Origin of the sequence: Neorhizobium sp. LMR1-1-1.1 (assembly GCF_040675795.1) — a bacterium.
In the GTDB taxonomy this organism is placed as follows: Bacteria; Pseudomonadota; Alphaproteobacteria; order Rhizobiales; family Rhizobiaceae; genus Neorhizobium; species Neorhizobium cellulosilyticum.
In genome coordinates this window covers 1,360,642-1,382,509 of sequence record NZ_JBEGHE010000001.1, presented here as the reverse complement: position 1 = coordinate 1,382,509, position 21,868 = coordinate 1,360,642, and the positions used below count along the sequence as shown (strand labels likewise).

Below are 21,868 nucleotides of genomic sequence, written 5' to 3'. Positions count from 1 at the left end.
TTCCGCATGTCAGAAGGCAGCCGCCTGATATTGATACCGGTTTTGCAGACTTCCACAACATGAAAGAACGGCTCGCCGGTCACCTTGGCCTATTTTCCAAGGTTCGGAAAAAGCTGCAATATTCCACCGATGCAATAGAGGTAAATGCCGCTGATCACCACACCCCAGACGACCCAGTCTGGAGACTGGAAATGCAGGAGCAGCGAATAGCCGCCAAGGGCGCACCAGATGGCGCCGACGGTTAGATTGAGCGGCCGCAACCGCTTGACGCGTACCGGATGCAGAAAGTTGATCGGCAGGAAGGTCAAGACCACCGAAACGGTCACCACGATCATCGCGGTCGTTGCACTTGCATCGATGACAAAGAGCGTAAACACAACCATGTTCCAGACGACCGGGAAGCCGGAGAAGAAGTATTCATCCGTCTTCATGCCCATGTCGGCGTAGTAGATCGCGCTCGAAACCACGATCATGCCTGCCGCCACGAACGACCACGGTTCGCCGATCATGCCGCTCTGGTAAAGCGCAAAGGCTGGCAGGAGAACATAGGTCACGTAGTCGATCACATTGTCCAGCATGTCGCCGGACCAGTTCGGCAGCACTTCCTTGACGTTGAGCTTGCGGGCGATCGGCCCGTCGACACCATCGACCAGCAGCGCCAGACCCAGCCACCAGAACATGTCGATGAAACGATGCTCGGCCGCGGCAACAACACCGAGAAAGGCCAGAAAGGAACCGGACGCGGTAAAGATATGAACGCAGAAGGCGCGGATTTCCGCATAGGGCACTGCACGATAATTGAAGATTCGTCTGAACACGCGCGCCCCGTTTTCTTACTTCCCGCCTCTAGCTTGATCTTCGGGTATGCTGCCAATTCCGGCGCATTGCAACCGCCAGCCGCCTTTATCATGGGTTTTACACCACTTAGCGCCAATGAGAGAGCAATCGTCTATACCCCATGGATTGAAGCTTCCGGAAGCTCTACATAGAGCCCGGCTAAAGCGTGTCGCGATCCTCCGGATTCGCTCATGCGCTTTAGATTCTTGATTTGTCGCATGTCTTCAGCGCAAAACCGCTGCACGGTTTTATGCGACATGCTTGAGGAATTGGAAGCGGACAATGCAGCATTACGAGATCGCGATCATCGGTGGCGGCCTGGCAGGCCAGGTGGCAGCTCTTGCACTCGGACGTGCGGGCCGAAAAGTCTGCCTCGTCGCCGCAGCGCCGAAACACGACGATGGACGCACGACTGCGTTGATGGACCAGTCCGTGCGCTATCTTGAGCGTCTCGGCGTATGGGAGAAAATCGCGCCCGCCACGGCCGCACTCTCCGTGATGCAGATCCTCGACGGCACCAACCGCCTGCTGCGCGCGCCGCCGGCGCAATTCCGCGCCAGCGATATCGGCCTTCATGCCTTCGGCTACAATATCCCCAACAAGGCGCTGGCCGAGGTTCTCGACGGCGCCCTGGCTGCAGAACCGAACCTGACCCGCATAGAAACGAATGTCGAGACTGTCGCTATAACGGCTGACAAGGTGACGATCGCGATCGATGGCGGCGAGGTCATCGAGGCCGACTTTGTCATCGGCGCCGACGGCCGCAAGTCGATCACCCGCGAAGCGGCGGGCATTGATGTGCGCAAATGGTCCTACCGGCAGTCCGCCGTGGTGCTGAATTTCGCCCACACCCTGCCGCATGGCTATGTATCGACCGAATTTCACACCGAAAGCGGGCCGTTCACTCAGGTTCCGCTGCCCGGCTCGCGCTCCAGCCTCGTCTGGGTCGTTCGGCCGGAAGAAGCCGCCCATTTGACGAACCTGCCGACGGAAGAGCTGTCGACGATCGTCGAAGCGCGCATGCAGTCGATCCTCGGAAAGGTCACCGTCGAAGGCAAGGCACAGGCCTGGCCGCTGTCGAGCATGATGGCCGAGCGTTTTGGCGCCGGGCGCGTCGCGTTGATCGGTGAAGCCGCTCACGCCTTTCCGCCCATCGGCGCACAAGGGCTGAACCTGTCGCTGCGCGATAGCATGACGCTGGCGGATCTGTTGTCCGCCCAGCACGACCAGCCGATCCCGGCCGATGCCGGGGACCGCTACCATCGACGCCGGCGCCCGGACGTGATGAGCCGCACTGTCAGCGTCGACCTTCTCAACCGCTCGCTGCTGACCGATCTGATACCGGTCCAGATGGTGCGGGCAGCCGGCATGCACGTGCTCAACGCCGTCTCTCCCCTGCGCAACGCACTGATGCAGGAAGGTGTAGAGCCGGGACGCAGCCTAAAGAATTTCGTTCGCGAATTAGGGAAACAGATCCGGCGGTAAAATCCCGCTGGAGATGATATATAGCCATATCGGCAGCGTCACGATCGATCCGACGGTGATGAGCAGGATGCTTGCAGAAGCCCTCTCCTGCCACACGCCATATTGCTGGCTGATCACGAAGACATTGGCAGCTGTTGGAAGTGCCGCCAGCAGCATTGCCGCATGCATCCAAACCGGATCGAAGTCACCGACCAGCGACAGCACCACATAGACGCTGAGCGGCAGAAGCACGAGCTTCAACACGGCGAGATAACCGAGCTCGGCCGGAATGCGTTTCACCGGCCGCAAGGCGAGCGTTACGCCCATGGCAAACAGCGCGCAGGGAGCCGCAGCCTGCGCCAGGTAATCGACGAGTTTCAATGCCGGGTCGGGCAATTGATGGTCGGAAGCTGCCGCAGCAAAGCCGAGCGCCGTGGACAGGATGAACGGATGAAGCGCGACCTTCTTTGCGATCGAGCCGACGATCAGGCGTAGCTGCCGCTTGTCGTCTCCGGCCACCGCCATCATCGCCGGCGCCATGATGAAATGCGCTGCATTTTCGAGGCAGACGATCAGCGCCACCGGCACCGCCGCCTTTTCGCCGAAGGCAAGCAGCGCCAGCCCCGGCCCCATATAGCCGATATTGCCGTAAGCCGCGGTAAAGCCCTGGATCGTGCAGTCCTCGAACGAGTTTTTCCGTAGCACGAAGCCGATCAGGAACGCGACGGCGAAGACCAGATAGACCGCAGCAATCTCACCAAAAATGAAATCCAGCCGCGTCAGTTGCTCTATCGGCGTGTGCGACACCAGCTTGAAGAAAAGCGCCGGCAGCGCCGCATATATGATGAACGTATTGAGCCAGCCGAGCGCCTCGAGAGGCTGCCCCGTCGCTCTTGCCGCAACATATCCGATCAGGATCAGGCCGAAGAAGGGCAGAAGCAGCGCTACGACATCGACCATCCGCTCTTTTGATCCGCGATTAGAGCAATTCCAGCAAAAGTGGGAACCGGTTTTGCGTCCGGAATTGCGTTGAAACAAAAAGGGCCAGATCGATCAGCCGATCTGCATCAGGATTGGAAACGTCTCCTGGAACCAGATCGCCGCCGAGCTGACGAAGCCGAAGATGAAGGCAAGCCCGGTAACGATCAGGAACACGCCCATCGCTTTCTCGACCAATCCGAGATGGCGACGAAAACGGGTCATAAAACGCATGAAAACGCCTGAAAAGGCCGCCGCGATCCAGAACGGTACGGCAAGCCCGAGCGAATAGATGCCGAGCAGCGCCGCCCCCTCGCCCACCGTATCGCGCGATGCCGCCACGCCGAGGATGGCGCCGAGAACCGGACCGATGCAGGGCGTCCAGCCGAAGGCGAAGGCAAGGCCCATCAGATAGGCGCCCGAAAGCGTCGCAGGCTGACCTGATGCCTGGAACCGCGCCTCACGCGACAGAAAACCTATCCGCAGCACACCGAGAAAATTCAGCCCCATGATGATGATGATCAGCCCGCCGATCTTCGACAAAAGGTCCAGATGCTGGCGCAAAAGCACGCCGACCGTGGACGCACCGGCCCCGAGCATAACGAAAACGGTGGCAAAACCGAGCGTGAAAAAGAAAGCTGACGTGAGCACCGCCTTGCGTGCCGGCGATGCGGCCTGAGAATCCTGGTCGCGGAACTGATCAACAGAAATGCCGGCCATGTAACAGAGATAGGGCGGAACCAGCGGCAGGACGCACGGAGATAGGAATGACAGTGTCCCGGCCAGAAGCGCTGTAAAGATGGATATTTCGGCAATGGACACTGGATTGCTCCGCTTATCAGATGTGGCAGAGGCGCTACCGCCGATTGCCGCTTAATGCCAATCACCTTTTATGCATCGACAGAAATCGATGGAAAAAGCGTCGAACAGCGATTTTTTTGAACGTTTTGCGGGTTGACCGCAAGATGTGACCTGCATATGTATCGCGCACTTTCGAAAGGCGCTGAGGCGCAATGGTGAGAGAGCATAGCTCAGCCGGTAGAGCAACTGACTTTTAATCAGTAGGTCCAGGGTTCGAATCCCTGTGCTCTCACCACTCGAAAGACTTCCATTGCCCTGTCTTTGGTAACATTCCCACCGTTCGCGATACAATTCTTCAATACGATATGCCGTCTTCCAACCTTACTCGACGGAACAAGTCTTTCGTTGTGGTGTTATTGCCGCCGAAGGAGACTTCCATGCGGATTATTTTCGTCGTTCTTATTGCCTCTGTTCTGAGCATCCTCGGTTTCAAGTATATGGATCGCTCGATCGGCGAGCAGCAGATCATGGCAACGCCGGCCGAAATGTCGGCAAGCAGCTAGCAGGCAGATCGAAAGCCGCCAGGAACAGGACCGACAGCACGTAATCATCCGCAAGGCATCCCCTTCCTCCCGATCCCGGACGCAGCCGCGAATCTGCTTTGTCGTGAGGGAGCTATATTTCGATGCCTAGTTTTCCTTTTGACCAAGGAGAAATCCAGATGAGACGCAGCACCGAGTTGATCGTCCTGGCGACCCTTATTGCCGGCAGCCTGGCGATCTTCTCTGCGTTGATACCGCCCCAACCCGGAAATCCGGTAAAAACCGACCGGCTGAGCGGAGAACAGACGCAGACGGCATTCCTGCCCGAACGTTTTGGCGTAGCGAGCAGCAGGCAATAGACATGCACAAAGAAAGACTATGGCCGGCGCTCCGCAAGAGCCCGGCCATAGTGATTCTGGACCAGCCTGATCCAGGTCATTTGAGCGACACCAACCGACAACTTACGGTTATTTAATTTCTCCCGAAGCGTGTTTCATGGCATGGAGCGCGTAAGATTCTGCGCCCGTAGGTAGGTCACACGGCTCGCCCGTCGCAGATTAAACAGACCGATGAAAAACGAGGCCCACGAGTGAACGCCCCTACCGATCCCCTCACCTCCGGCAAGCCGGACGCTCCGGATCTCGCCGCGATCCTCGCAACCTCTGGCCAGAAACAAAAGCGCGGGCGCGGCAAGTGGCTGCTTGTGCTCTGTCTTGTGCTGATAGGCGGTGGCCTCGGTTTCTATCTTTACGGCTCCGGCGACGGTCAACAGTTCGACTATACGACGCAAGCTGCAAAGACCGGTGACCTGCAGGTGATCGTCACCGCCACAGGCTCGATCCAGCCGACCGACCAAGTCGACATATCGAGCGAACTGTCTGGCACGGTGCGCAAGGTCAATGTCAGCTATAACAGCCCCGTCAAGGCGGGCGAGGTGCTGCTGGAACTCGATACCAACAGGCAGGAAGCCGATGTCCAGAGCGCCAGAGCCCAGCTTGCCTCCGCAAGGGCCAACGTTCTGAAGGCCAAGGCCGAAGCCGCCTCCGCAAAGATCAGCTTCGATCGGCTGACCTCGCTGGTCAGCAACCGAATCTCCAGCCAGCAGGATCTCGACGCCGCCAAATATGCCTATGATTCCGCGGTCGCATCGACGGATATCAACGAGGCAGCCGTCCTTTCCGCGGAAGCCAGCCTGCGCCTGGCCGAAATCAATCTCTCCAAGCTCAAGATCGTCTCGCCGATCGACGGCGTCGTTCTCACCCGCGACGTTGATCCGGGCGCGACCGTGGCCTCTTCGCTCAATGCGCCGGTGCTTTTCACCATAGCGGGCGACCTGAAACACATGGAGCTTCAGGTCGCCGTTGATGAAGCCGATGTCGGTCAGGTCCGCGAGGAGCAGGAAGCGCGTTTCTCGGTCGATGCCTATCCCAATCGGCATTTCCCGGCAAAGATCGAATCCGTCCGCTTCGCCTCCGAAACCGTCAACAACGTCGTGACCTACAAGGCGATCCTGACGGTCGACAACGAGGACCTGCTCCTGCGCCCCGGCATGACGGCAACTTCGGATATCACCGTGCAATCGGTGACTGGCGCGCTGCTCGTGCCCAATGCGGCGCTGCGCTATTCGCCGCCATCAACCATGCAGCCGCGCGGCAGCTTTCTGTCGCGCCTGTTTTCCCCGCCCCGCCCACGTGGAAATCGCGGTTCCCGCGGTGACGCAACTGCTGCAAGCCGGTCGGTCTGGGTTCTACGCAACGGCACAGCTGAGCGCATCTCCGTCGAAATGGGCGCAACCGATGGCCAGTTTACCGTCGTCAAATCGCCGGACCTCAAGGATGGCGACCTGTTGATCACCGAAGCAACAGTGCGTGGCCGCTGACGGGAGATCGACTATGACAGCCCCCCTCATCGCATTCAGGCAGGTTTCGAAAGTCTATGGCCGTGGCGAAGCGACCATTCGCGCACTCGAGAAGATAGACCTGACCATCGCGCAGGGTGAGTTTGTCTCGATCATGGGGCCATCCGGCTCCGGTAAGTCGACGGCGATGAACATCATCGGCGGCCTCGATCTGCCGTCTTCCGGCGAATACATCTTCCAGGGCATCCCGACGAGCGGCTTCAGCCGCGCGCAACTGACTTTGCTACGCCGGCACATGCTTGGTTTCGTCTTTCAGGGCTTCAATCTTCTCGCCCGCACCTCGGCCGTAGAAAATGTCGAACTGCCGCTGGTCTATCGCGGCATGGACCATGCTGAGCGAAGGCGGCGGGCAATGGCGGCACTGGAACAGGTCGGCCTGCGCGGACGCGAGGGCCACACGACCCAGGAGCTTTCCGGTGGCCAGCAACAGCGCGTCGCAATCGCCAGAGCCATCGTCACCGACCCGGCCGTGCTCCTCGCCGACGAGCCGACCGGCAATCTGGACACAAGGACCAGCGGCGAGATCATGGATCTCATCACCAGGCTCAATCGCGAAAACGGCATCACCGTCATCATGGTCACCCATGAAGAGGATATCGCCGCCTATGCGAAACGCCTCCTGCGTTTCGTCGACGGTCATCTCGTCAGCGATGAAATCCAGGCCAGGGAGGCTGCCCATGTGGTTTGAGACGGCAAAGCTTGCCTGGCGCGCCATCAGCCGCAACATGTTGCGCTCCTTCCTCACTGTGCTCGGCGTCGTCATCGGCGTCGCTGCCGTCATCGCCATGGTCACCATCGGCAACGGCACCACCGCCAAGGTGCGCGACGAACTCTCGAGGCTTGGCACCAACACGCTTTTCGTCCGCCCCGGCCAATGGGGACCGGGCCGGGCAAGCACAGAGGCCAAGCGCTTCACCGATGGCGATATCACGGCAATTCGTGATCAGGTGAGCGGCCTGCGCGCCGTGGCACCCGTCAACCGCGGAACGGCGACCGTGATTGCCGGCGGCGCCAACCGCTCGACCAGCGTTATCGGCACGACCGCCGATTATCTTATCGCGCAGGATTGGGAACTGGCGCTCGGCCGGGATTTCTCGGCCACCGAAGATCGTGGTAGCCAGGCCGCCTGCATCATCGGCGAGACGACACGCAGGGAATTGTTCGGTGCAGCAGACCCCGTCGGCCAGAGCATCCGTGTCAGCAATGTCGCCTGCCCGGTCGTCGGTGTTCTTGCCGTCAAGGGCCAGTCAGGCATGGGCGACGATCAGGACGATACGGTGATCATGCCGCTCAAGCTGCACCAGCGCCGGATCGGCGGCACGACGACCATATCGAGCATCGTCCTTTCCGCGCAGGATGGCGTGTCGACGGCAAAGGTTCAGGCGGATGTTGAGAGCCTTCTGAGGGAGCGCCGCCGCATCGCCATCGGCCGCGACGACGATTTTTCCGTCAACGACATGTCGCAGATCGCCGCCGCCATGACCGGCACGACGATGCTTCTCACCGGTCTTCTCGGCGCGGTCGCCGCCGTCAGCCTGCTTGTCGGCGGCATCGGCATCATGAATATCATGCTCGTCTCGGTCACCGAGCGCACCCGCGAAATCGGCATCAGGCTTGCGATCGGCGCGCTGGAAAAGCAGGTGCTCACGCAGTTTCTCGTGGAGGCCGTGATGTTGTCGATCTTCGGTGGCGTCACCGGCATCGTCACCGGTCTGGCGCTGGCCTATGGCGTCGTCAGTTTTCTGGAAGTGCCGTTTGTCGCGAGCCCGACAATCATCCTGCTCGCATTCCTGTTTTCAGCGGCGATCGGCATGATCTTCGGATATTTTCCGGCAAGGCGAGCAGCACAACTCAACCCGATCGACGCACTTCGCCACGAATAATGGCATCAATTGCCGGCAAAAACCGGCAATTCCTCAGTATGCAGAAGCGTCGCGCTCGTCTTCGGCAAAGGCCATCTGCAATTCCATCTGCACGGCATGCATGAAGATCGCGGCCTGATGGCGGATTTCTTCTTCCTCGACCCCCTGAGCCCGAAACCCCTTGGCGAACTGTGCCATTTCAGTGCGCCAGAAACGATTTGCTTCCTCACCGTGAAGACGCTGAAGAGCGTCGGCGCATCGTCTTACGTCGGCGGTCCGCCGGTCGGCGGGGAACTGCAGCAGTGTCATGCCATCTCCATACTCGATGGGCCGAATCGCCCGTACATGAAGGCACTTTCGCCGCCAGACCTTCACAAAAAGTGAACCGATCAAAAACCTTTTGGTTCCGATTCAAGGCCTTGCCGTCCCATTTTCGGACAATATGTTAGGATCGAGTTAGGCTTAACTCACTGTTTCGAGGGACGCTCAGGCGATTGATAAACAGCCCGGCGCAAGCCGAAGCATTGAAAGATGTCCCACACACGTCATGAGGACAGATGAAAGGGACAATGAATGTCTAAGGAACTTGATCACGTGAACCAGCCGTCGGACCAGTCTATCGCGCTCTTCCTGCAGGAAAACGACATGGACGGCCTGACCGACATTCTCGTCGAGGCATTGTTCCAGGCGCTCAGCATCATGGACAACGAAAAACCCGTCATGGAAACCCTGCATTAAAAGCAGGTCCGGCAACACAGGATGCGGTTCTGCATCCGTAATTGCTTCAAGGCTCTAGTCGGATACCGGCGGCTGATCATCTTCGGGCATCATCCGCTGGTAATAAACCGCCAGTTCGGGAACCTCCTGCGCCAGCATCCCTATAAGATCGACCGGCGGCATTCTGCCCTCGTAATGAAGAGACAGAACGTCTTTGTGCCGCTCAGTCAATGAAGTGTCCCGGTTTCGGGTGGCAGCAAAGACGCGCGTTTCCTCCTGTTTGCCCTTGACGGCAATCCTGTCGAGTTCAAAGACGCCAAAAATCCCACCGATTTCATCCGCCGCCTTTTCGCCGATCAGCAGTGAAACGCCATACGCTTTCGATGCCGATTCCAGCCTGGCCGCCAGGTTGACCGCATCGCCGAGCGCCGAATAATCGAAGCGCTGTTCCGACCCCATATTGCCGACGACGCATTCGCCGGTGTTCACCCCGATGCCGATCCTCAACGGAAAGAACCGTCGCCCGTCAGCCTCCGCCTCATGCTGCAGTTCGTCATTCAGCGTCTGCATCGAGGCAAGCATGTCGAGCGCCGCAGACACGGCATGGACGGCGTGGTCCGGGTCGTCGAGCGGCGCATTCCAGAACGCCATCAGGCAATCGCCGATATATTTGTCGATCGTCCCGCCATGGGACAACACGATCTGCGAAAGCGGCGTCAGAAGCCGGTTGATCAGTGCAGTCAACTGCTCCGGGTCGTCCTTCAGCTGCTCCGATATGGTTGTGAACCCGCGCACGTCGCAGAACAGGATGGACAGGAACCGTTTCTCGCCACCGAGTTTCAGCTTGCTCGGATCCTTGGCCAGTTGCGCCACCAGCGCCGGCGCCAGATATTGGGAAAATGCCCGCGTGATCTGTCGGCGGCTCTTGCGCTCCTGTGCATAATCGAGTGTCGCCTGGGCCGCGGCGACGCCGGCAAAGGCAAAGGATGGCGCAAGCGGCGACACGAACAGCCCGGCCCAGTGAAGCGCAAGATAACTTCCGCCGGCAAGAAGCAGAACCGCGGCAGCGACGCCGATTATGGTCTTCCACCCGGTACGCCGGCGCACAAGCAGATAGGCACAAAGCGCCGACAGCAAGACTGTCGCCTGCGTCAACGATCCGCGTAGTTCGGTAACGGACCGGCCGAAACGAAGATTGTCGAGGATCGTCGCCTGTATTTCGGCACCGGCTGTCAGGCGTCCGTCATGAACCGTATGCGAGGTGGCAAAGGCATCGGCCCCTCCGCTGGCGATGGAAGGCGCATTCTGCAGGCTCAGGCCGACAATAACCGTCCTGTCCTTGAAAAAACCCGGCGGCAGAAAATTGACGGGATCGAGCGCCTGATAATAGGAAACCGTCCTGTATGTTCTCGCCCCCCCGAAGACCTGCACCAGCCTCCCCTCGTCCGGGACCTCGACAGCATTACCGCCCGCAACGGCAATGGTGGCCGCAAACCCGTCGACAATCGCCGGTACACGTCGAAATGCACCGTCGCGATCGAGCGATATCGAGGCTATTCCGGCAGCGGCTCCCCTTGATGTAAAAATCTCGAGCGGCATCACCCGGATATATTGGTCGGCCTGCTCCGCGGTAACGATCGTCTCGTCGGCCGCCAGAACCACGTCGGGTCCCATGACATCGGCCAGCGCCTGATCATTCACGGATGACGAAGGTTCGGAAAAGATGATGTCCAGCCCGATAACCTTTGCGCCCGCATCTCGAAGTTGCGTGACAAGCCGGGCATGAAGACTTCGCGGCCACGGCCATTGCATGTTGATGTCGGCAAGCGACGGTTCATCGATCGCGACGATCACGATATCGTCCGAAGGCACACCCGGTCCGCGGATCGTCGACAGATAATCGAAAGCCCGATAGTCCATCAGCGCCCAGCCCGGCAGGCGAGAAAGCAAAGCCACCGCGCCGAAGACGAATACCGACAGAAGCAGCACCTGCAGGGAGCGCGCAGCCATCAATCGGCGCGCAAATCGCCATCGTGAGCCGGATTGCATCAGAACCGGACCCTGAACGTGCCTTTGAACGAACGCCCCCAGCCGGGTATGTCGTTGTTCAGTTCGATATCCTCGTCCAGCAGGTTGTAGGCAGCCAGTTCAAACTCGAAGCGCTTGTCGAACGGTTCCCAGACAAGATTGGCATCGAGCGTCCAGTAGTCATCGAGCGACACGCCGGCCTCGTTGACACGGTCGCCGATGTAATTGGCGGCAAGCGTCGTCTTGACATGCGCCTGATTGACCCAGGTCAGTGCCACCTGCCCCGCCCATTCCGGCACGAAGGGTAGCGGCCCGCCCGATGTCGGCGTGCCCGAACCCTGATCCTCGGAATCCGTATAGGCGGCGGTCGAGGACAGGCCGAAACCCGCCCCGAGCACCGCATTGGCCGTCAGGCTCGCCCGGTCGAGCCGCCCTTCGCTCGTGGTAAACGGTGTCGAGACCAAGGGAATCGGAATGCGCGGATGATCCATCTCCTGGTGTTGATATTGCAGCGCCGTGAAGAAATCAGGCGTCCATTCGGCATCCCATCGCAGGGCATAGGTATCGACATACCCTTCCGTCCCGACCGAGATCGCATTCGGCTGGATGCCGACGATACCGATCGGCGACAAGGTCGGTGTCGTGAGGTCGATGCTGCTTCGCATGAACCCTGCCCGCAGCCACTGACCGTCCGTCGGTGACCATGCAAGCCCGATCCGCGGCTCGATGCGCGCCACATCCGACGTCTCGCCATCGATATAGCTGCCGAACAGGGCATATTCCGCCTTCAGACTGTCGCTGATTTCATGCAGAAGATCGACATAAACCCGCCCGACCGTGCTTTCATCGTAATCGGTAGTGCCAGGCGCCCCGGTAACACCGCGATATACACGCCCATCGATCCGGCCTCCCTCCACACCGTATCGCCAGGTAAAATCGTCCGCACCAACCATGTGATTGACCGCGGCTATATAGGATCGCTGCCGAAATTCTTCCCGGGCGGAAACTGTGACAAGCGGGCCTCCGGGTGGCGTGATATCGAGCGACTGGGTGTCATCGCTGCTTATGCCGCCATAAAGCAGAGCAGCATTGACCACATTTTGGTAGGCAACTGTATGGCTCCAACCCAGACCGGCATTGGTCACGCGAGCCGAGACATCCTGATAAGTCCTCAATGTGGTACCGCCGACATCCCCGGTCAAATCGCGAAAAACATCGCTTTTTGCGTCGTTGAAATAAAACACTAGCCGATCATAAGCCGTCGGGCTTGCCGTGAGGTAGGCATTGCCGCCAAGCAGCTTGTTTTCGGTTTCGAGATCCGTGAGCGCCCCGGTATCACGCGCATCCGGCACTTTCTGCCATTGCAGGTTCGCATAGAGGCTGACCGGGAACGGCAGGTTTCGATAGGCCTGTACCTCGCCTTCCGCCGTATATCCCGCCTCGCCCCCTGCCGTGGTGAAGCCGCCTCCGAGTTCGACCTCGAAGAAAGGCTGCTTCAACAGGTTCGCCTCGCGCGAACGGCCCGAGATGATATGCGGATCAAGCAACAGGCCCTGCAACAGAGAGGAAAACGCCTGGCTGTTGCCTTCGTTGGTAATGACATTGTCGCCATAGAAATAATTGTCGACGAAAGGATCGCTGCTGCCGCGCAAACTCTGGTCAACATAGGCCGCCGCCTGGAACGGGTCGAAGGCCGCATCGCCATAATATTCGCCCCAGGCATCCAGCCCCTGCAAACGAAACGCATCGTTGAGTGTAGATCCGGCCTCGTGATTGGCACCGACGGAGGTGAACTCGCCCCCCCGCGCCTTCGACCGTCGCAGATATTCCTGCGCATGCCGGATCGCCCCGACCGAATCGTAATCGTCGATCGCCAGCGCCGTCCTCACCGCCGCGATAACCGGATCGTTGTCATCCAGCCGGTCGGCATTGTCGAGTGCCTGGTTTGCAGCGACGCGATCGCCCTTCTCGTAATGCGCGGCGGCCAGCATCAGCTGTCCTTGAGAATAGGCGGGATTGGCAACCGTGCCGGCCAGCAGGTCTTCGACAGCCTTGTCCACCTCGCCCGTCTGCAGATAGTAGCGCCCGCGGGCGACAAGCGCGAGATCGAAGGCCGGATCAACGGCCATGGCCTTGTCGATCTCCGCCTTGGCCTTTTCGATTCGGCCCGTATCGAGATAGAAGATCGCAAGATTTGCATGCGGGATGGGATCCTGAGGATCAAGCTCGATCGCCTTCAGGAAGGCTGCCTCGGCTTCGCGGTTGGCATCGCGGGAGGATTGCACATTGCCGATCACATTCCACGTCGAGCTGCTGCCGGGTGTCACCCGAGCGGCGGCCTCGAGATCCTCCATGGCGCCGCTGTTGTCGCCCTGAAATCCCGCCCTGTAGAGCGCCCTCGCCTCAAGCGCCGTCGGCTCGTTCGGATCGAGCGACAGTGATCGATCGACCGCCTGCTGATATTCCGGCCTGTCGTTGAGAAGAAGCGCCAGCATTGCCCTATAGGCCGGAAGCTGCGGATCGTCCGGATATTGCCGCTCGGCATCCTTCAGCACGCCCATTGCCGCGCGCAGATCCTGCAGGAAGCCGACCGCATAGGCCCGCAGGAACGCCGCATCCGGCCCTTGGACGCTCCGCGGCATCTTTTCCACCCGGGTCGGATCGGCAAGACTGCGGGCATAATACCCGCCATAAAGCGCCACACCTCGTCGTTTTGCATCGAGCCCGCGCTGAGCCTTGTCGAACAGCTTTGCCGCCTCGGCATAATGCTTGTCTTCGGCCAGCATGATCGCCTCGATCAGCGAGAGCCGGGCCTTCTGGTTCGCGGTCAACGAGCGCCGCTCAAGCGCGCCAAGCGTCCGTTGCGCTGCGGGGCGTCCTTCGAGCGTCAGCTGTGTCTCGGCCAGCGTCACCCATTCCTCCGTCGTGCGCTCACCAGCCGGCTTGGCGACAATCCGGTCGGCCTGCCTGCGCATCTGCGCCACCGGTTGGTTCGATGCAGGCATCCGCCTGAAAGCCTCCCGTGCCGGCAAATAAAACAGCATCTGCTCGCGATCATCGCTATCGACGATCACCACCTTCTGCGGCGCCTGGCCGATCGAGGCGACGGCACCTTCGCCCTCACGCACATCGACACTGCCCTGCGGATTGCTGAGCCGCACCTCGCCTTCGAGCACACTGAGCGATGTCCTTGCCCCATCGACCGTCATCGTCCAGTCGGTTCCACGAATGGCGGCGGCCGCTGCCGGTGTCTGCACCTCGACGCCCGGCCCGCCGCGCTCGGCGCGCGCCCAGATCGTCCCGGCCTGCAGTTCCAGCACCGTATCGGCACCCGAACCTGACGTAACCTGCTTCACCACCAGCGTCGCATTGCGGCCCATACGGATCTGCGTCCGGTCGGAAAACAGGATTGCAAGCTGCCCGGTCGCATTCGTCCGCAGCACATCTCCGCCGACGAGATCCTGCCTCAAATCCACGAATTGCCAGTTCGAAACGTCGATAAAACGGACTTCCTCGCCCGTCTTGCGTGCAATCACCGCGCCGGCAACTGAGCCATCACGCGGCACGGGCTCACTGCGCGCGGGAAGACCACCCCCGGCACCAAGCAGCGTCAAAGAAACCGCAAATAAAAATCGATTGAGCACCCCGCGCATGCCGCAACCTGTGGACACAAACATATAAACTGTCAAGTTTTCGAGCCGATGTCACCTTGCTTTAAGAGGAAGGTGTATTAACACGGAGACACTTGAACGAGGGATCTCAAGAGTAATGAGCGATTTCGACAGCGCACCGACAGAAATGCTGGAAATGCCGATGGCGACAGGCGTCGTCACGGAAGAATACATCAATCATATCCGCAAGGTGAACGATGTCTTTTACGATCAGATCAAGATCTCCGATCAGAAGGCTGCCTATATCTTCACCTTCATGCTTGCCTTTCTGATCTCGTCGGCAGAAGGACGCGGCGTATTCACCTTTGCCCGCTACACAGAGGGCAGCTGGCTGGTCGTCATCGTCTCCGGCGCGCTTGCGATTACGTCCGTATCGTCAATCATCTCGGCCATCATGGTCGTATTGCCGCGTCACATCGACAAATCCACCTCGCTTTTCTGGGGAACCTGGCCCCAGCACCGGCCGATTTTCGAACAGGCCGCCCAGCACAGCGATGTCAGCTATCTGTTCAACCAGTATCTCGACAATGCCGATGTCCTGTCGCTGATCGCCCGGCAGAAATACCGCTTTGTGGCCTATGCATTCCGCGGCCTTGTTTTCACCGTTTTGGCCTATGTAATTCTGCTTCTTGCAACCTGACGCGAATCCCTCTCTTTCCCGGCCTCCCCTTCTGGCCCCGCCCATGGACCCCCCGCCAATGAATGCTGCCCTGACACCCTTCCTGACCATCGGCCTGCTCATTCTCTCCAACGTCTTCATGACATTTGCCTGGTACGGTCACCTGAAGTTCGAAAACAAGCCGCTCTATCTTGTCATTCTCGCCAGCTGGGCGATCGCCTTTTTCGAATATTGCGCCCAGGTCCCGGCAAACCGCATCGGCTACGGTTATTTCAATGCCGCCCAGTTGAAGACGATCCAGGAGATCATCACGCTCTCTGTCTTCGTCATCTTCTCGGTCTTCTATCTGGGCGAATCGTTCCACTGGAAACAGGCGATCGGTTTCGGGTTCATCGCGCTCGGCGCCTTCTTCATCTTCACCAAATAACGGGACGTTGCCGGCCTCGTTGGAAAACAATCCGCTGGCGTCGCGGCAACTTAGATTTTGTCGCAGTGCCGTTTCATCCCCGCAACCGCCGTATGCGCGACAATCGGCCTGTCATCGGATGGGAAACCGGGTACGCGAACCGGCCTCCTCAACGGATTTCGGATCGGTTTTCCGGTGATGGTCGAAAGATCGGGGCAAACGGGAACTGACACGTCTCGAAAACCCGGATGATTTGGCCGGGGCAGGCAGATCGATTATCTACCAACCCACCAAATGCCACTGCCTGCTCCATTCCCGTTTCCACCATGCCGGCTTTGCCTTGCGTGGTTCTTCTCGCTGCACGGGATTTCACAAGAGAACATAGTGGCCGTGCTGACGCTCGCGGCCTTTTCATCGGCAGTACCTTCTATTCCGCCGAAGTTTGTTCTAGAGACAGTGCTTCATCCGCCAGAACTGGGCGGCAGACTGTCTTTAGGTATGTTGATCGATGCTTGATTCTCTCAGAAACGCCGCCCGCTCCTGGGTCGCGAAGTCTCTGCTTCTGCTCTTGGTTGCCTCTTTCGCCATCTGGGGCGGCAGCCAGTCGCTGATCGCTTCGAATGCGAACACCGTGATGACGGTCGGCGACCAGGAAATTTCCACCGAGCAGTTCCGGCTTGCCTATCAGCGTCAGATCGCCAATCTGAGCCGCCAGTTCGGCACCCAGCTGACCGCCCAGCAGGCCCGCTCCTTCGGCATAGACCGTGAGGTTCTGACCCAGCTTTCGGCAGGTGCAGCCCTCGACCAGCTTTCCGATGACATGAATCTCGGTCTTTCCGAACAGCGCCTGGCAGACCTGATCGGTGAAGATCCGGCTTTCAAGGGCACCAACGGCCAGTTCGACCATGACCTGTTCTCCTCGCGCCTGCGCAACGCAGGCCTGCGCGAAAACGACTATATTGCCGAACGCAGCAAGGTCGCCGTCCGCAGCCAGGTCGTGGAAGCCGTTTCAGACGGCTTCAAGCCGCCGCAGGTCATGCTCGATGCGCTGAAACAGTATCGCGACGAGGCGCGCACAGTCGATTATCTGCTTCTGTCGAACGCCAATATCGATCCGGTCAAGGCACCGGCGGATGACGTTCTGACCACGTGGTTCGACGCCAACAAGGCCAAGTACCGCGCACCGGAATACCGCAACTTCGCCTATGTGAAGCTAGAGCCGAGCGACATCGCCGACGCCTCCTCGATTACCGATGACGAGCTGCGCGCCGAATACGACAAGCGCAAGGACGGCTACAAGACACCCGAAACCCGCACGATCGAACAGCTGACCTTCCCGAACAAGGAAATGGCGGATGCAGCAGCAACGCAGCTGCGCGACGGCACGACCACGTTCGACCAGATCATCAAGGATCAGGGCAAGACCCCGACCGACGTCCATCTCGGTGACTTTACCAAGCAGAGCATCCCGGACCCTGCCTGGGCCGAACCGGCCTTCAAGGTTTCGGCCAATGGTGGCACCACCCCTGTCATCAAGGGCACGTTCGGCTCGGTCATCCTGCGTGTATCGAACATCCGCCCGGAAAGCACCCGCGGCTTCGACGAAGTGAAGGAAGAACTGCGTCAGCAGATGGCGGTTGCAGCCGCCTCGCGTGAAATCGCCAGCGCCCACGACCGTTTCGAGGATCTGCGCGGCGGTGGCGCGACACTCGATGACGCTGCCAAGGAACTGAACCTCAAGCTCGTCACCGTGACGGCAGATGCCTCCGGCCAGGACGAAAAGGAACAGCCAATCGCAAATCTTCCGGCTGCCAGCAACCTGATCGCCGAAGTGTTCCGCACAGAACCTGGCCAGGACACGATCCCGGTCAGCCTCGGCAATGTCGGTTACATCTGGTTCGAAGTTCGCAACGTAACGCCGGAACGCGAGCGTTCGCTTGATGAAGTACGTGAAAAGGTCGTGGTTGACTGGACCGCCGAGCAGCAGCGCGAAGCCCTGACCGCCAAGGCAACCGAGCTGAAGGCTCGTCTCGACAAGGGCGAAACTCTGGCCGCGATTGCCGCGGACCTCGGCATCGCCGTCGAAACGAAGACCGGCCTGCGCCGCAACGCCGAAGATGCGATCTTCGGCGCGGAAGCGATCACGACCGCCTTCTCCGGTCCCGTCGACACGACAGGCACCGCCCTTGCAGCAGATCGCGAAAGCCGCATGCTGATGAAGGTGACCGCTGTCGAGCAGGCTCCGTCTGATGAACTGGCCAATGACCCGCAGCTTCAGCGCCTCGCGGAATCAGCAGGCGACGACATGCTTGATCAGATGGTCAACAGCCTGAAGGATCGTTATGGCGTCTCGATCAACCAGACTGTCCTCGATCAGTCCGCATCCACCGTTCAATAATTGAGGCAGATGCCGAAAATGCCTGACTTGAAGCCATTCCTCGCCAAGGTCGCCACCGGCGAATCGTTGACCCGCGAAGAGGCGCATGACGCCTTCGGAATTCTCATGTCCGGCGAAGCGACGCCGTCGCAGATCGGCGGCTTCCTGATGGCACTCCGGGTACGGGGCGAAACGGTTGCCGAAATGACCGGAGCCGTCTCGACCATGCGTGCCAAAATGCTGCGGGTCGAAGCGCCGGCGGATGCCGTCGATATCGTCGGCACTGGCGGCGATGGCGCCGGAACCTACAACATCTCCACGCTCGCCTCGATCATCGCGGCGGGGGCAGGCCTCTCGGTCGCCAAGCATGGCAACCGTGCGCTCAGCTCGAAATCCGGCACGGCCGATGCGCTCTCGGCGCTCGGCGTCAACCTGGAGATCGGCCCGAACCAGATCGCACGCTGTATCCGCGAGGCTGGCATCGGCTTCATGTTCGCCTCTATGCATCATGCAGCCATGCGCCATGTCGGCCCGAGCCGCGTTGAACTCGGTACGCGGACGATCTTCAACCTGCTCGGTCCACTCTCCAATCCGGCCGGCGCAAAACGCCAGCTGCTTGGTGTCTATTCGCCGCAATGGCTGATGCCGATTGCCGAAACACTGCGGGAAATGGGATCCGAAACCGTCTGGGTCGTGCACGGCCAGGGTCTCGACGAGATCACCACGACAGGCACAACGCAGGTTGTGGCACTCGAAGGCGGCAAGATCCGTGAATTCGAACTGAGCCCGGCCGATTTCGGCGTTGCACCCGCAACGCTAGCCGACCTGAAGGGCGGTGACGGCATTGCCAATGCCGCGGCGCTTCGTGCCGTCCTCGGCGGCGCGAAAAATGCCTATCGTGATATCTCGCTCTGCAACGCAGCGGCCGCGCTGGTCGTGGCCGGCAAGGCAGAAACACTCAAGGATGCTATGCTGCTAGCCACCGCCTCGCTTGAGAGCGGTCAGGCCTCTGCGGCACTGGACCGGCTCGTGGCGGTCTCCAACGAGAAGGAATAGGATCATGGCCGATATCCTGCAGAAGATCGAAGCCTATAAGCGCGTCGAGATCGAAGCAGCCAAGACGGCGGTGCCGCTTGCAGAGATCAAGGCCCGCGCTGCCGACCAGTCTGCTCCTCGCGGCTTCTTGAAGGCGCTGCAGGCGAAGAAGCAGGCCAGCCAGTTCGGCCTGATCGCCGAGATCAAGAAGGCAAGCCCGTCCAAAGGCCTGATCCGCTCGGATTTCGATCCGCCGGCGCTGGCAGCAGCCTATGAGGCAGGCGGCGCTGCCTGCCTTTCGGTTCTCACCGATACCCCGAGCTTCCAGGGCGCACCGGAATTCCTCGTTGCTGCCCGCAATGCCTGCGCACTGCCGGCCTTGCGCAAGGATTTCATGTTCGAGCCCTATCAGGTCTATGAAGCCCGCGCCTGGGGTGCCGACTGCATCCTGATCATCATGGCATCGCTCTCCGACGACGAGGCGCTGGCGCTCTACGAGACCGCAACCGAACTCGGCATGGACAGCCTCATCGAAGTGCATGACGAAGCCGAGATGGAGCGGGCGCTGAAGCTCCCCTCGCCGCTGCTCGGCGTCAACAACCGCAACCTGAGAACTTTCGAGGTCAGCATTTCGACCAGCGAACGCCTGTCGGCGATGGTAACCGGCGAGGACCGTCTGCTCGTCGGCGAAAGCGGCATCTTCACCCATGAGGACTGCCTGCGCCTGCAAAAGGTCGATATCAGCACCTTCCTCGTCGGCGAAAGCCTGATGCGTAAGGACGATGTCGCCGCGGCCACGCGGCTACTTCTGACCGGGCAAGCAGGCACGCTGGCGGCCGAGTGATGGCCGATCAACCGAACAAGCTCACCCATATCGATCAGGCCGGCGAGGCCCACATGGTCGATGTCGGAAACAAGGCCGAGACCGACCGTTCGGCGACCGCCGAAGGCTTTGTCCGCATGTTGCCGGAGACGCTGGCGCTGATCCGCGAAGGCAATGCCAAGAAGGGTGATGTCATCGGCACCGCCCGCCTTGCCGGCATCATGGCCGCCAAGAAGACATCCGACCTCATTCCACTCTGCCACCCGCTGATGCTGACCAAGGTTTCAGTCGAGATCTCGGAAGACGACAGCCTGCCCGGCCTGCGCGTCACAGCGACAGCGAAGCTCACCGGCAGGACCGGCGTGGAAATGGAAGCGTTAACTGCCGTCTCCGTCACCTGCCTGACCATCTACGACATGGCCAAAGCTGCCGACAAGGCGATGGAAATCGGTGGCATAAGGCTGCTCGAAAAGACTGGCGGCAAGTCCGGCCATTATAAAGCGTAAAGCCCGAGGAGATTTTGCCATGGCGCTTTTGCCCGTTCCAGACGCCAAGGCCCGTCTGCTTGCCAGCGCCCGCCCGGTCGACGGCATCGAGACGCTCCCTCTGGGCGATACAGCGGCTCGCGTGCTTGCTTTTGACATTAAGGCCAAGCTGACCCAGCCCCCATTCAATTCCTCTGCGATGGATGGCTACGCGCTGAGAGCGGTCGATGCGCCGCAGATCGGTTCAGAACTCACAGTCATCGGCACTGCCGCCGCGGGGCGTGCCTTTGAAGGCCCTCTCGGCCCCGGCGAAACCGTTCGCATATTCACCGGCGCTCCGGTGCCGGAAGGCGCCGATACGATCCTCATCCAGGAGGACGCCGAAAAGATCGGTGACGACAGCATCCGCACGACATTTCAGGTCACCGGCGGGCGACACATCCGTCCTCGTGGTCAGGATTTTGCCGAAGGCGAAACGGTGCTGAAGGCCGGTACGCTTATCGATTTCTCGCATCTGACCGTCGCAGCCGCGATGAACCACCCGACGCTTCCCGTATTCCGTAAGCCGAAAGTGGCGATCCTCGCCACGGGCGACGAACTGATTGAGCCGGGCGGCAATCCCGCTCCCGCGCAGATCATCGCATCCAACACATTCGGCATTGCCGCTCTCGTGCGCGACAATGGCGGTGAGGTTCTCGATCTCGGCATTGCGCCGGATCGGCAGGACGCCATCTCCGCTGCGATCAAGCGCGCTCGTGATGCTGGTGCCAATATCCTCGTCACCCTCGGAGGCGCTTCCGTCGGCGACCACGATCTGGTGCAGGCGACGTTGAAGGCTTCCGGCATGGAGCTTGATTTCTGGCGAATCGCCATGCGCCCCGGCAAACCGCTGATGGTCGGTTCTCTCGACGGCATGCATGTTCTGGGCCTGCCCGGAAACCCGGTCGCCAGCATGGTTACGGGCATGCTGTTTCTCGAACCGCTGCTGCGCCGCCTTGCTCATCTGCCGGAGCGCAGACGCGAAGTCGATGGCATCACTGCAAGACCGCTTCGCCCCAATGACCAGCGGCAGGATTATCTGCGTGCAAAGATCACCCGTGACGAACTGGGCAATCTGGTCGCCGAGGCAAATCCGAAGCAGGATTCGTCGATGATGAAGATCTTTGCCCATGCCGACGGTCTCATCGTTCGCGCGCCGCATGCGCCGGAATTGGCAGCAGGCGAACCTTGCCGCATCCTGCTTATCCGTGCCTTCGACTGATCCGGTTGGCGAGGAAATCCGTAGGCTTGGGCATATTTGCCCAA

The 21,868-nt window shown here is 60.0% G+C and carries 20 protein-coding genes and 1 tRNA gene; 15 read left to right on the top strand and 6 right to left on the bottom strand.

What is annotated here, in order from left to right:
* Positions 1–89: 89 nt before the first annotated feature.
* The gene (gene pcsA, locus MRBLMR1_RS06725; protein ID WP_148144782.1) at positions 90–818 is read right to left on the bottom strand and encodes a phosphatidylcholine synthase; all 729 of its coding nucleotides are present in this window, start codon (positions 816–818) and stop codon (positions 90–92) included.
* A gap of 301 nt (positions 819–1,119) precedes the next feature.
* Between pcsA and MRBLMR1_RS06720 the strand changes: the two genes are divergently transcribed.
* On the top strand, positions 1,120–2,322 hold the full coding sequence (locus tag MRBLMR1_RS06720) for a UbiH/UbiF family hydroxylase (RefSeq protein ID WP_148144783.1): 1,203 nt from the start codon (positions 1,120–1,122) through the stop codon (positions 2,320–2,322).
* Here the strand turns inward: MRBLMR1_RS06720 and MRBLMR1_RS06715 are convergent.
* Positions 2,299–3,261, bottom strand: coding sequence for an AEC family transporter (locus MRBLMR1_RS06715; protein WP_148144784.1), 963 nt, complete (start codon positions 3,259–3,261; stop codon positions 2,299–2,301). The genes MRBLMR1_RS06720 and MRBLMR1_RS06715 overlap by 24 nt on opposite strands.
* Positions 3,262–3,354: 93 nt before the next feature.
* A complete protein-coding gene (locus MRBLMR1_RS06710; RefSeq protein ID WP_148144785.1) occupies positions 3,355–4,101 on the bottom strand; it encodes a cytochrome c biogenesis protein CcdA in 747 nt (248 codons plus the stop codon).
* A 198-nt stretch (positions 4,102–4,299) separates the two neighbouring features.
* Here MRBLMR1_RS06710 and MRBLMR1_RS06705 point away from each other — a divergent pair.
* From MRBLMR1_RS06705 to MRBLMR1_RS06680, 6 genes are all read left to right on the top strand, one after another.
* Positions 4,300–4,375: transfer RNA gene (locus MRBLMR1_RS06705), tRNA-Lys, on the top strand.
* 142 nt (positions 4,376–4,517) lie between these two features.
* A complete protein-coding gene (locus tag MRBLMR1_RS06700) occupies positions 4,518–4,643 on the top strand; it encodes a hypothetical protein (RefSeq protein ID WP_280518256.1) in 126 nt (41 codons plus the stop codon).
* Between the two features lie 158 nt (positions 4,644–4,801).
* Positions 4,802–4,981, top strand: a complete 180-nt coding sequence (locus MRBLMR1_RS06695; RefSeq protein ID WP_148144786.1) for a hypothetical protein — start codon at positions 4,802–4,804, stop codon at positions 4,979–4,981.
* Between the two features lie 230 nt (positions 4,982–5,211).
* Positions 5,212–6,501: an efflux RND transporter periplasmic adaptor subunit gene (locus MRBLMR1_RS06690; protein ID WP_148144787.1), complete on the top strand. Its 1,290-nt coding sequence runs from the start codon at positions 5,212–5,214 to the stop codon at positions 6,499–6,501.
* A gap of 13 nt (positions 6,502–6,514) precedes the next feature.
* Positions 6,515–7,228, top strand: a complete 714-nt coding sequence (locus MRBLMR1_RS06685; protein WP_148144788.1) for an ABC transporter ATP-binding protein — start codon at positions 6,515–6,517, stop codon at positions 7,226–7,228.
* Entirely contained in the window at positions 7,218–8,423 is a 1,206-nt protein-coding gene (locus MRBLMR1_RS06680) for an ABC transporter permease (RefSeq protein ID WP_500064008.1), read from the top strand. Before MRBLMR1_RS06685 ends, MRBLMR1_RS06680 begins: the two co-directional genes overlap by 11 nt.
* 33 nt (positions 8,424–8,456) lie before the next feature.
* Here the strand turns inward: MRBLMR1_RS06680 and MRBLMR1_RS06675 are convergent, their stop codons facing one another.
* The gene (locus tag MRBLMR1_RS06675) at positions 8,457–8,711 is read right to left on the bottom strand and encodes a DUF6074 family protein (protein ID WP_183821609.1); all 255 of its coding nucleotides are present in this window, start codon (positions 8,709–8,711) and stop codon (positions 8,457–8,459) included.
* 264 nt (positions 8,712–8,975) lie between these two features.
* On the opposite strand from MRBLMR1_RS06675, the gene MRBLMR1_RS06670 reads away from it, so the two are divergent.
* Positions 8,976–9,140, top strand: coding sequence for a hypothetical protein (locus tag MRBLMR1_RS06670; protein WP_183686066.1), 165 nt, complete (start codon positions 8,976–8,978; stop codon positions 9,138–9,140).
* Positions 9,141–9,194: 54 nt separating this feature from the next.
* On the opposite strand, the gene MRBLMR1_RS06665 is transcribed toward MRBLMR1_RS06670, so the two are convergent.
* Both MRBLMR1_RS06665 and MRBLMR1_RS06660 read right to left on the bottom strand, forming a co-directional pair.
* Entirely contained in the window at positions 9,195–11,129 is a 1,935-nt protein-coding gene (locus MRBLMR1_RS06665) for a CHASE2 domain-containing protein (protein ID WP_500064007.1), read from the bottom strand.
* A 38-nt stretch (positions 11,130–11,167) separates the two neighbouring features.
* A complete protein-coding gene (locus MRBLMR1_RS06660; RefSeq protein ID WP_206826117.1) occupies positions 11,168–14,800 on the bottom strand; it encodes a FecR domain-containing protein in 3,633 nt (1,210 codons plus the stop codon).
* 115 nt (positions 14,801–14,915) lie between these two features.
* Here MRBLMR1_RS06660 and MRBLMR1_RS06655 point away from each other — a divergent pair, with 115 nt between their 5' ends.
* From MRBLMR1_RS06655 to MRBLMR1_RS06625, 7 genes are all read left to right on the top strand, one after another.
* Positions 14,916–15,458: a Pycsar system effector family protein gene (locus tag MRBLMR1_RS06655; RefSeq protein WP_148144792.1), complete on the top strand. Its 543-nt coding sequence runs from the start codon at positions 14,916–14,918 to the stop codon at positions 15,456–15,458.
* Between the two features lie 58 nt (positions 15,459–15,516).
* The gene (locus tag MRBLMR1_RS06650; RefSeq protein ID WP_148144793.1) at positions 15,517–15,864 is read left to right on the top strand and encodes a DMT family protein; all 348 of its coding nucleotides are present in this window, start codon (positions 15,517–15,519) and stop codon (positions 15,862–15,864) included.
* 487 nt (positions 15,865–16,351) lie between these two features.
* Complete coding sequence (locus MRBLMR1_RS06645) at positions 16,352–18,241, top strand: peptidylprolyl isomerase (protein WP_500064006.1); 1,890 nt, start codon at positions 16,352–16,354, stop codon at positions 18,239–18,241.
* An 18-nt stretch (positions 18,242–18,259) separates the two neighbouring features.
* Positions 18,260–19,276: an anthranilate phosphoribosyltransferase gene (trpD, locus tag MRBLMR1_RS06640; protein WP_148144795.1), complete on the top strand. Its 1,017-nt coding sequence runs from the start codon at positions 18,260–18,262 to the stop codon at positions 19,274–19,276.
* 4 nt (positions 19,277–19,280) lie between these two features.
* Positions 19,281–20,099: an indole-3-glycerol phosphate synthase TrpC gene (gene trpC / locus MRBLMR1_RS06635; RefSeq protein ID WP_148144796.1), complete on the top strand. Its 819-nt coding sequence runs from the start codon at positions 19,281–19,283 to the stop codon at positions 20,097–20,099.
* A complete protein-coding gene (gene moaC / locus MRBLMR1_RS06630) occupies positions 20,099–20,584 on the top strand; it encodes a cyclic pyranopterin monophosphate synthase MoaC (protein ID WP_148144797.1) in 486 nt (161 codons plus the stop codon). The genes trpC and moaC overlap by 1 nt, the downstream gene beginning before the upstream one ends.
* A 19-nt stretch (positions 20,585–20,603) precedes the next feature.
* Complete coding sequence (locus tag MRBLMR1_RS06625; RefSeq protein WP_148144798.1) at positions 20,604–21,824, top strand: molybdopterin molybdotransferase MoeA; 1,221 nt, start codon at positions 20,604–20,606, stop codon at positions 21,822–21,824.
* Positions 21,825–21,868 lie beyond the last annotated feature (44 nt).

Coding starts and splice junctions, on each gene's coding strand:
- MRBLMR1_RS06720 (WP_148144783.1), top strand. CDS start 1,120: ATGCAGCATTACGAGATCGCGATCATCGGTGGCGGCCTGGCAGGCCAG.
- MRBLMR1_RS06715 (WP_148144784.1), bottom strand. CDS start 3,261: ATGGTCGATGTCGTAGCGCTGCTTCTGCCCTTCTTCGGCCTGATCCTG.
- MRBLMR1_RS06700 (WP_280518256.1), top strand. CDS start 4,518: ATGCGGATTATTTTCGTCGTTCTTATTGCCTCTGTTCTGAGCATCCTC.
- MRBLMR1_RS06695 (WP_148144786.1), top strand. CDS start 4,802: ATGAGACGCAGCACCGAGTTGATCGTCCTGGCGACCCTTATTGCCGGC.
- MRBLMR1_RS06685 (WP_148144788.1), top strand. CDS start 6,515: ATGACAGCCCCCCTCATCGCATTCAGGCAGGTTTCGAAAGTCTATGGC.
- MRBLMR1_RS06680 (WP_500064008.1), top strand. CDS start 7,218: ATGTGGTTTGAGACGGCAAAGCTTGCCTGGCGCGCCATCAGCCGCAAC.
- MRBLMR1_RS06675 (WP_183821609.1), bottom strand. CDS start 8,711: ATGACACTGCTGCAGTTCCCCGCCGACCGGCGGACCGCCGACGTAAGA.
- MRBLMR1_RS06670 (WP_183686066.1), top strand. CDS start 8,976: ATGTCTAAGGAACTTGATCACGTGAACCAGCCGTCGGACCAGTCTATC.
- MRBLMR1_RS06665 (WP_500064007.1), bottom strand. CDS start 11,129: ATGGCTGCGCGCTCCCTGCAGGTGCTGCTTCTGTCGGTATTCGTCTTC.
- MRBLMR1_RS06660 (WP_206826117.1), bottom strand. CDS start 14,800: ATGCGCGGGGTGCTCAATCGATTTTTATTTGCGGTTTCTTTGACGCTG.
- MRBLMR1_RS06655 (WP_148144792.1), top strand. CDS start 14,916: ATGAGCGATTTCGACAGCGCACCGACAGAAATGCTGGAAATGCCGATG.
- MRBLMR1_RS06650 (WP_148144793.1), top strand. CDS start 15,517: ATGAATGCTGCCCTGACACCCTTCCTGACCATCGGCCTGCTCATTCTC.
- MRBLMR1_RS06645 (WP_500064006.1), top strand. CDS start 16,352: ATGCTTGATTCTCTCAGAAACGCCGCCCGCTCCTGGGTCGCGAAGTCT.
- trpD (WP_148144795.1), top strand. CDS start 18,260: ATGCCTGACTTGAAGCCATTCCTCGCCAAGGTCGCCACCGGCGAATCG.
- trpC (WP_148144796.1), top strand. CDS start 19,281: ATGGCCGATATCCTGCAGAAGATCGAAGCCTATAAGCGCGTCGAGATC.
- moaC (WP_148144797.1), top strand. CDS start 20,099: ATGGCCGATCAACCGAACAAGCTCACCCATATCGATCAGGCCGGCGAG.
- MRBLMR1_RS06625 (WP_148144798.1), top strand. CDS start 20,604: ATGGCGCTTTTGCCCGTTCCAGACGCCAAGGCCCGTCTGCTTGCCAGC.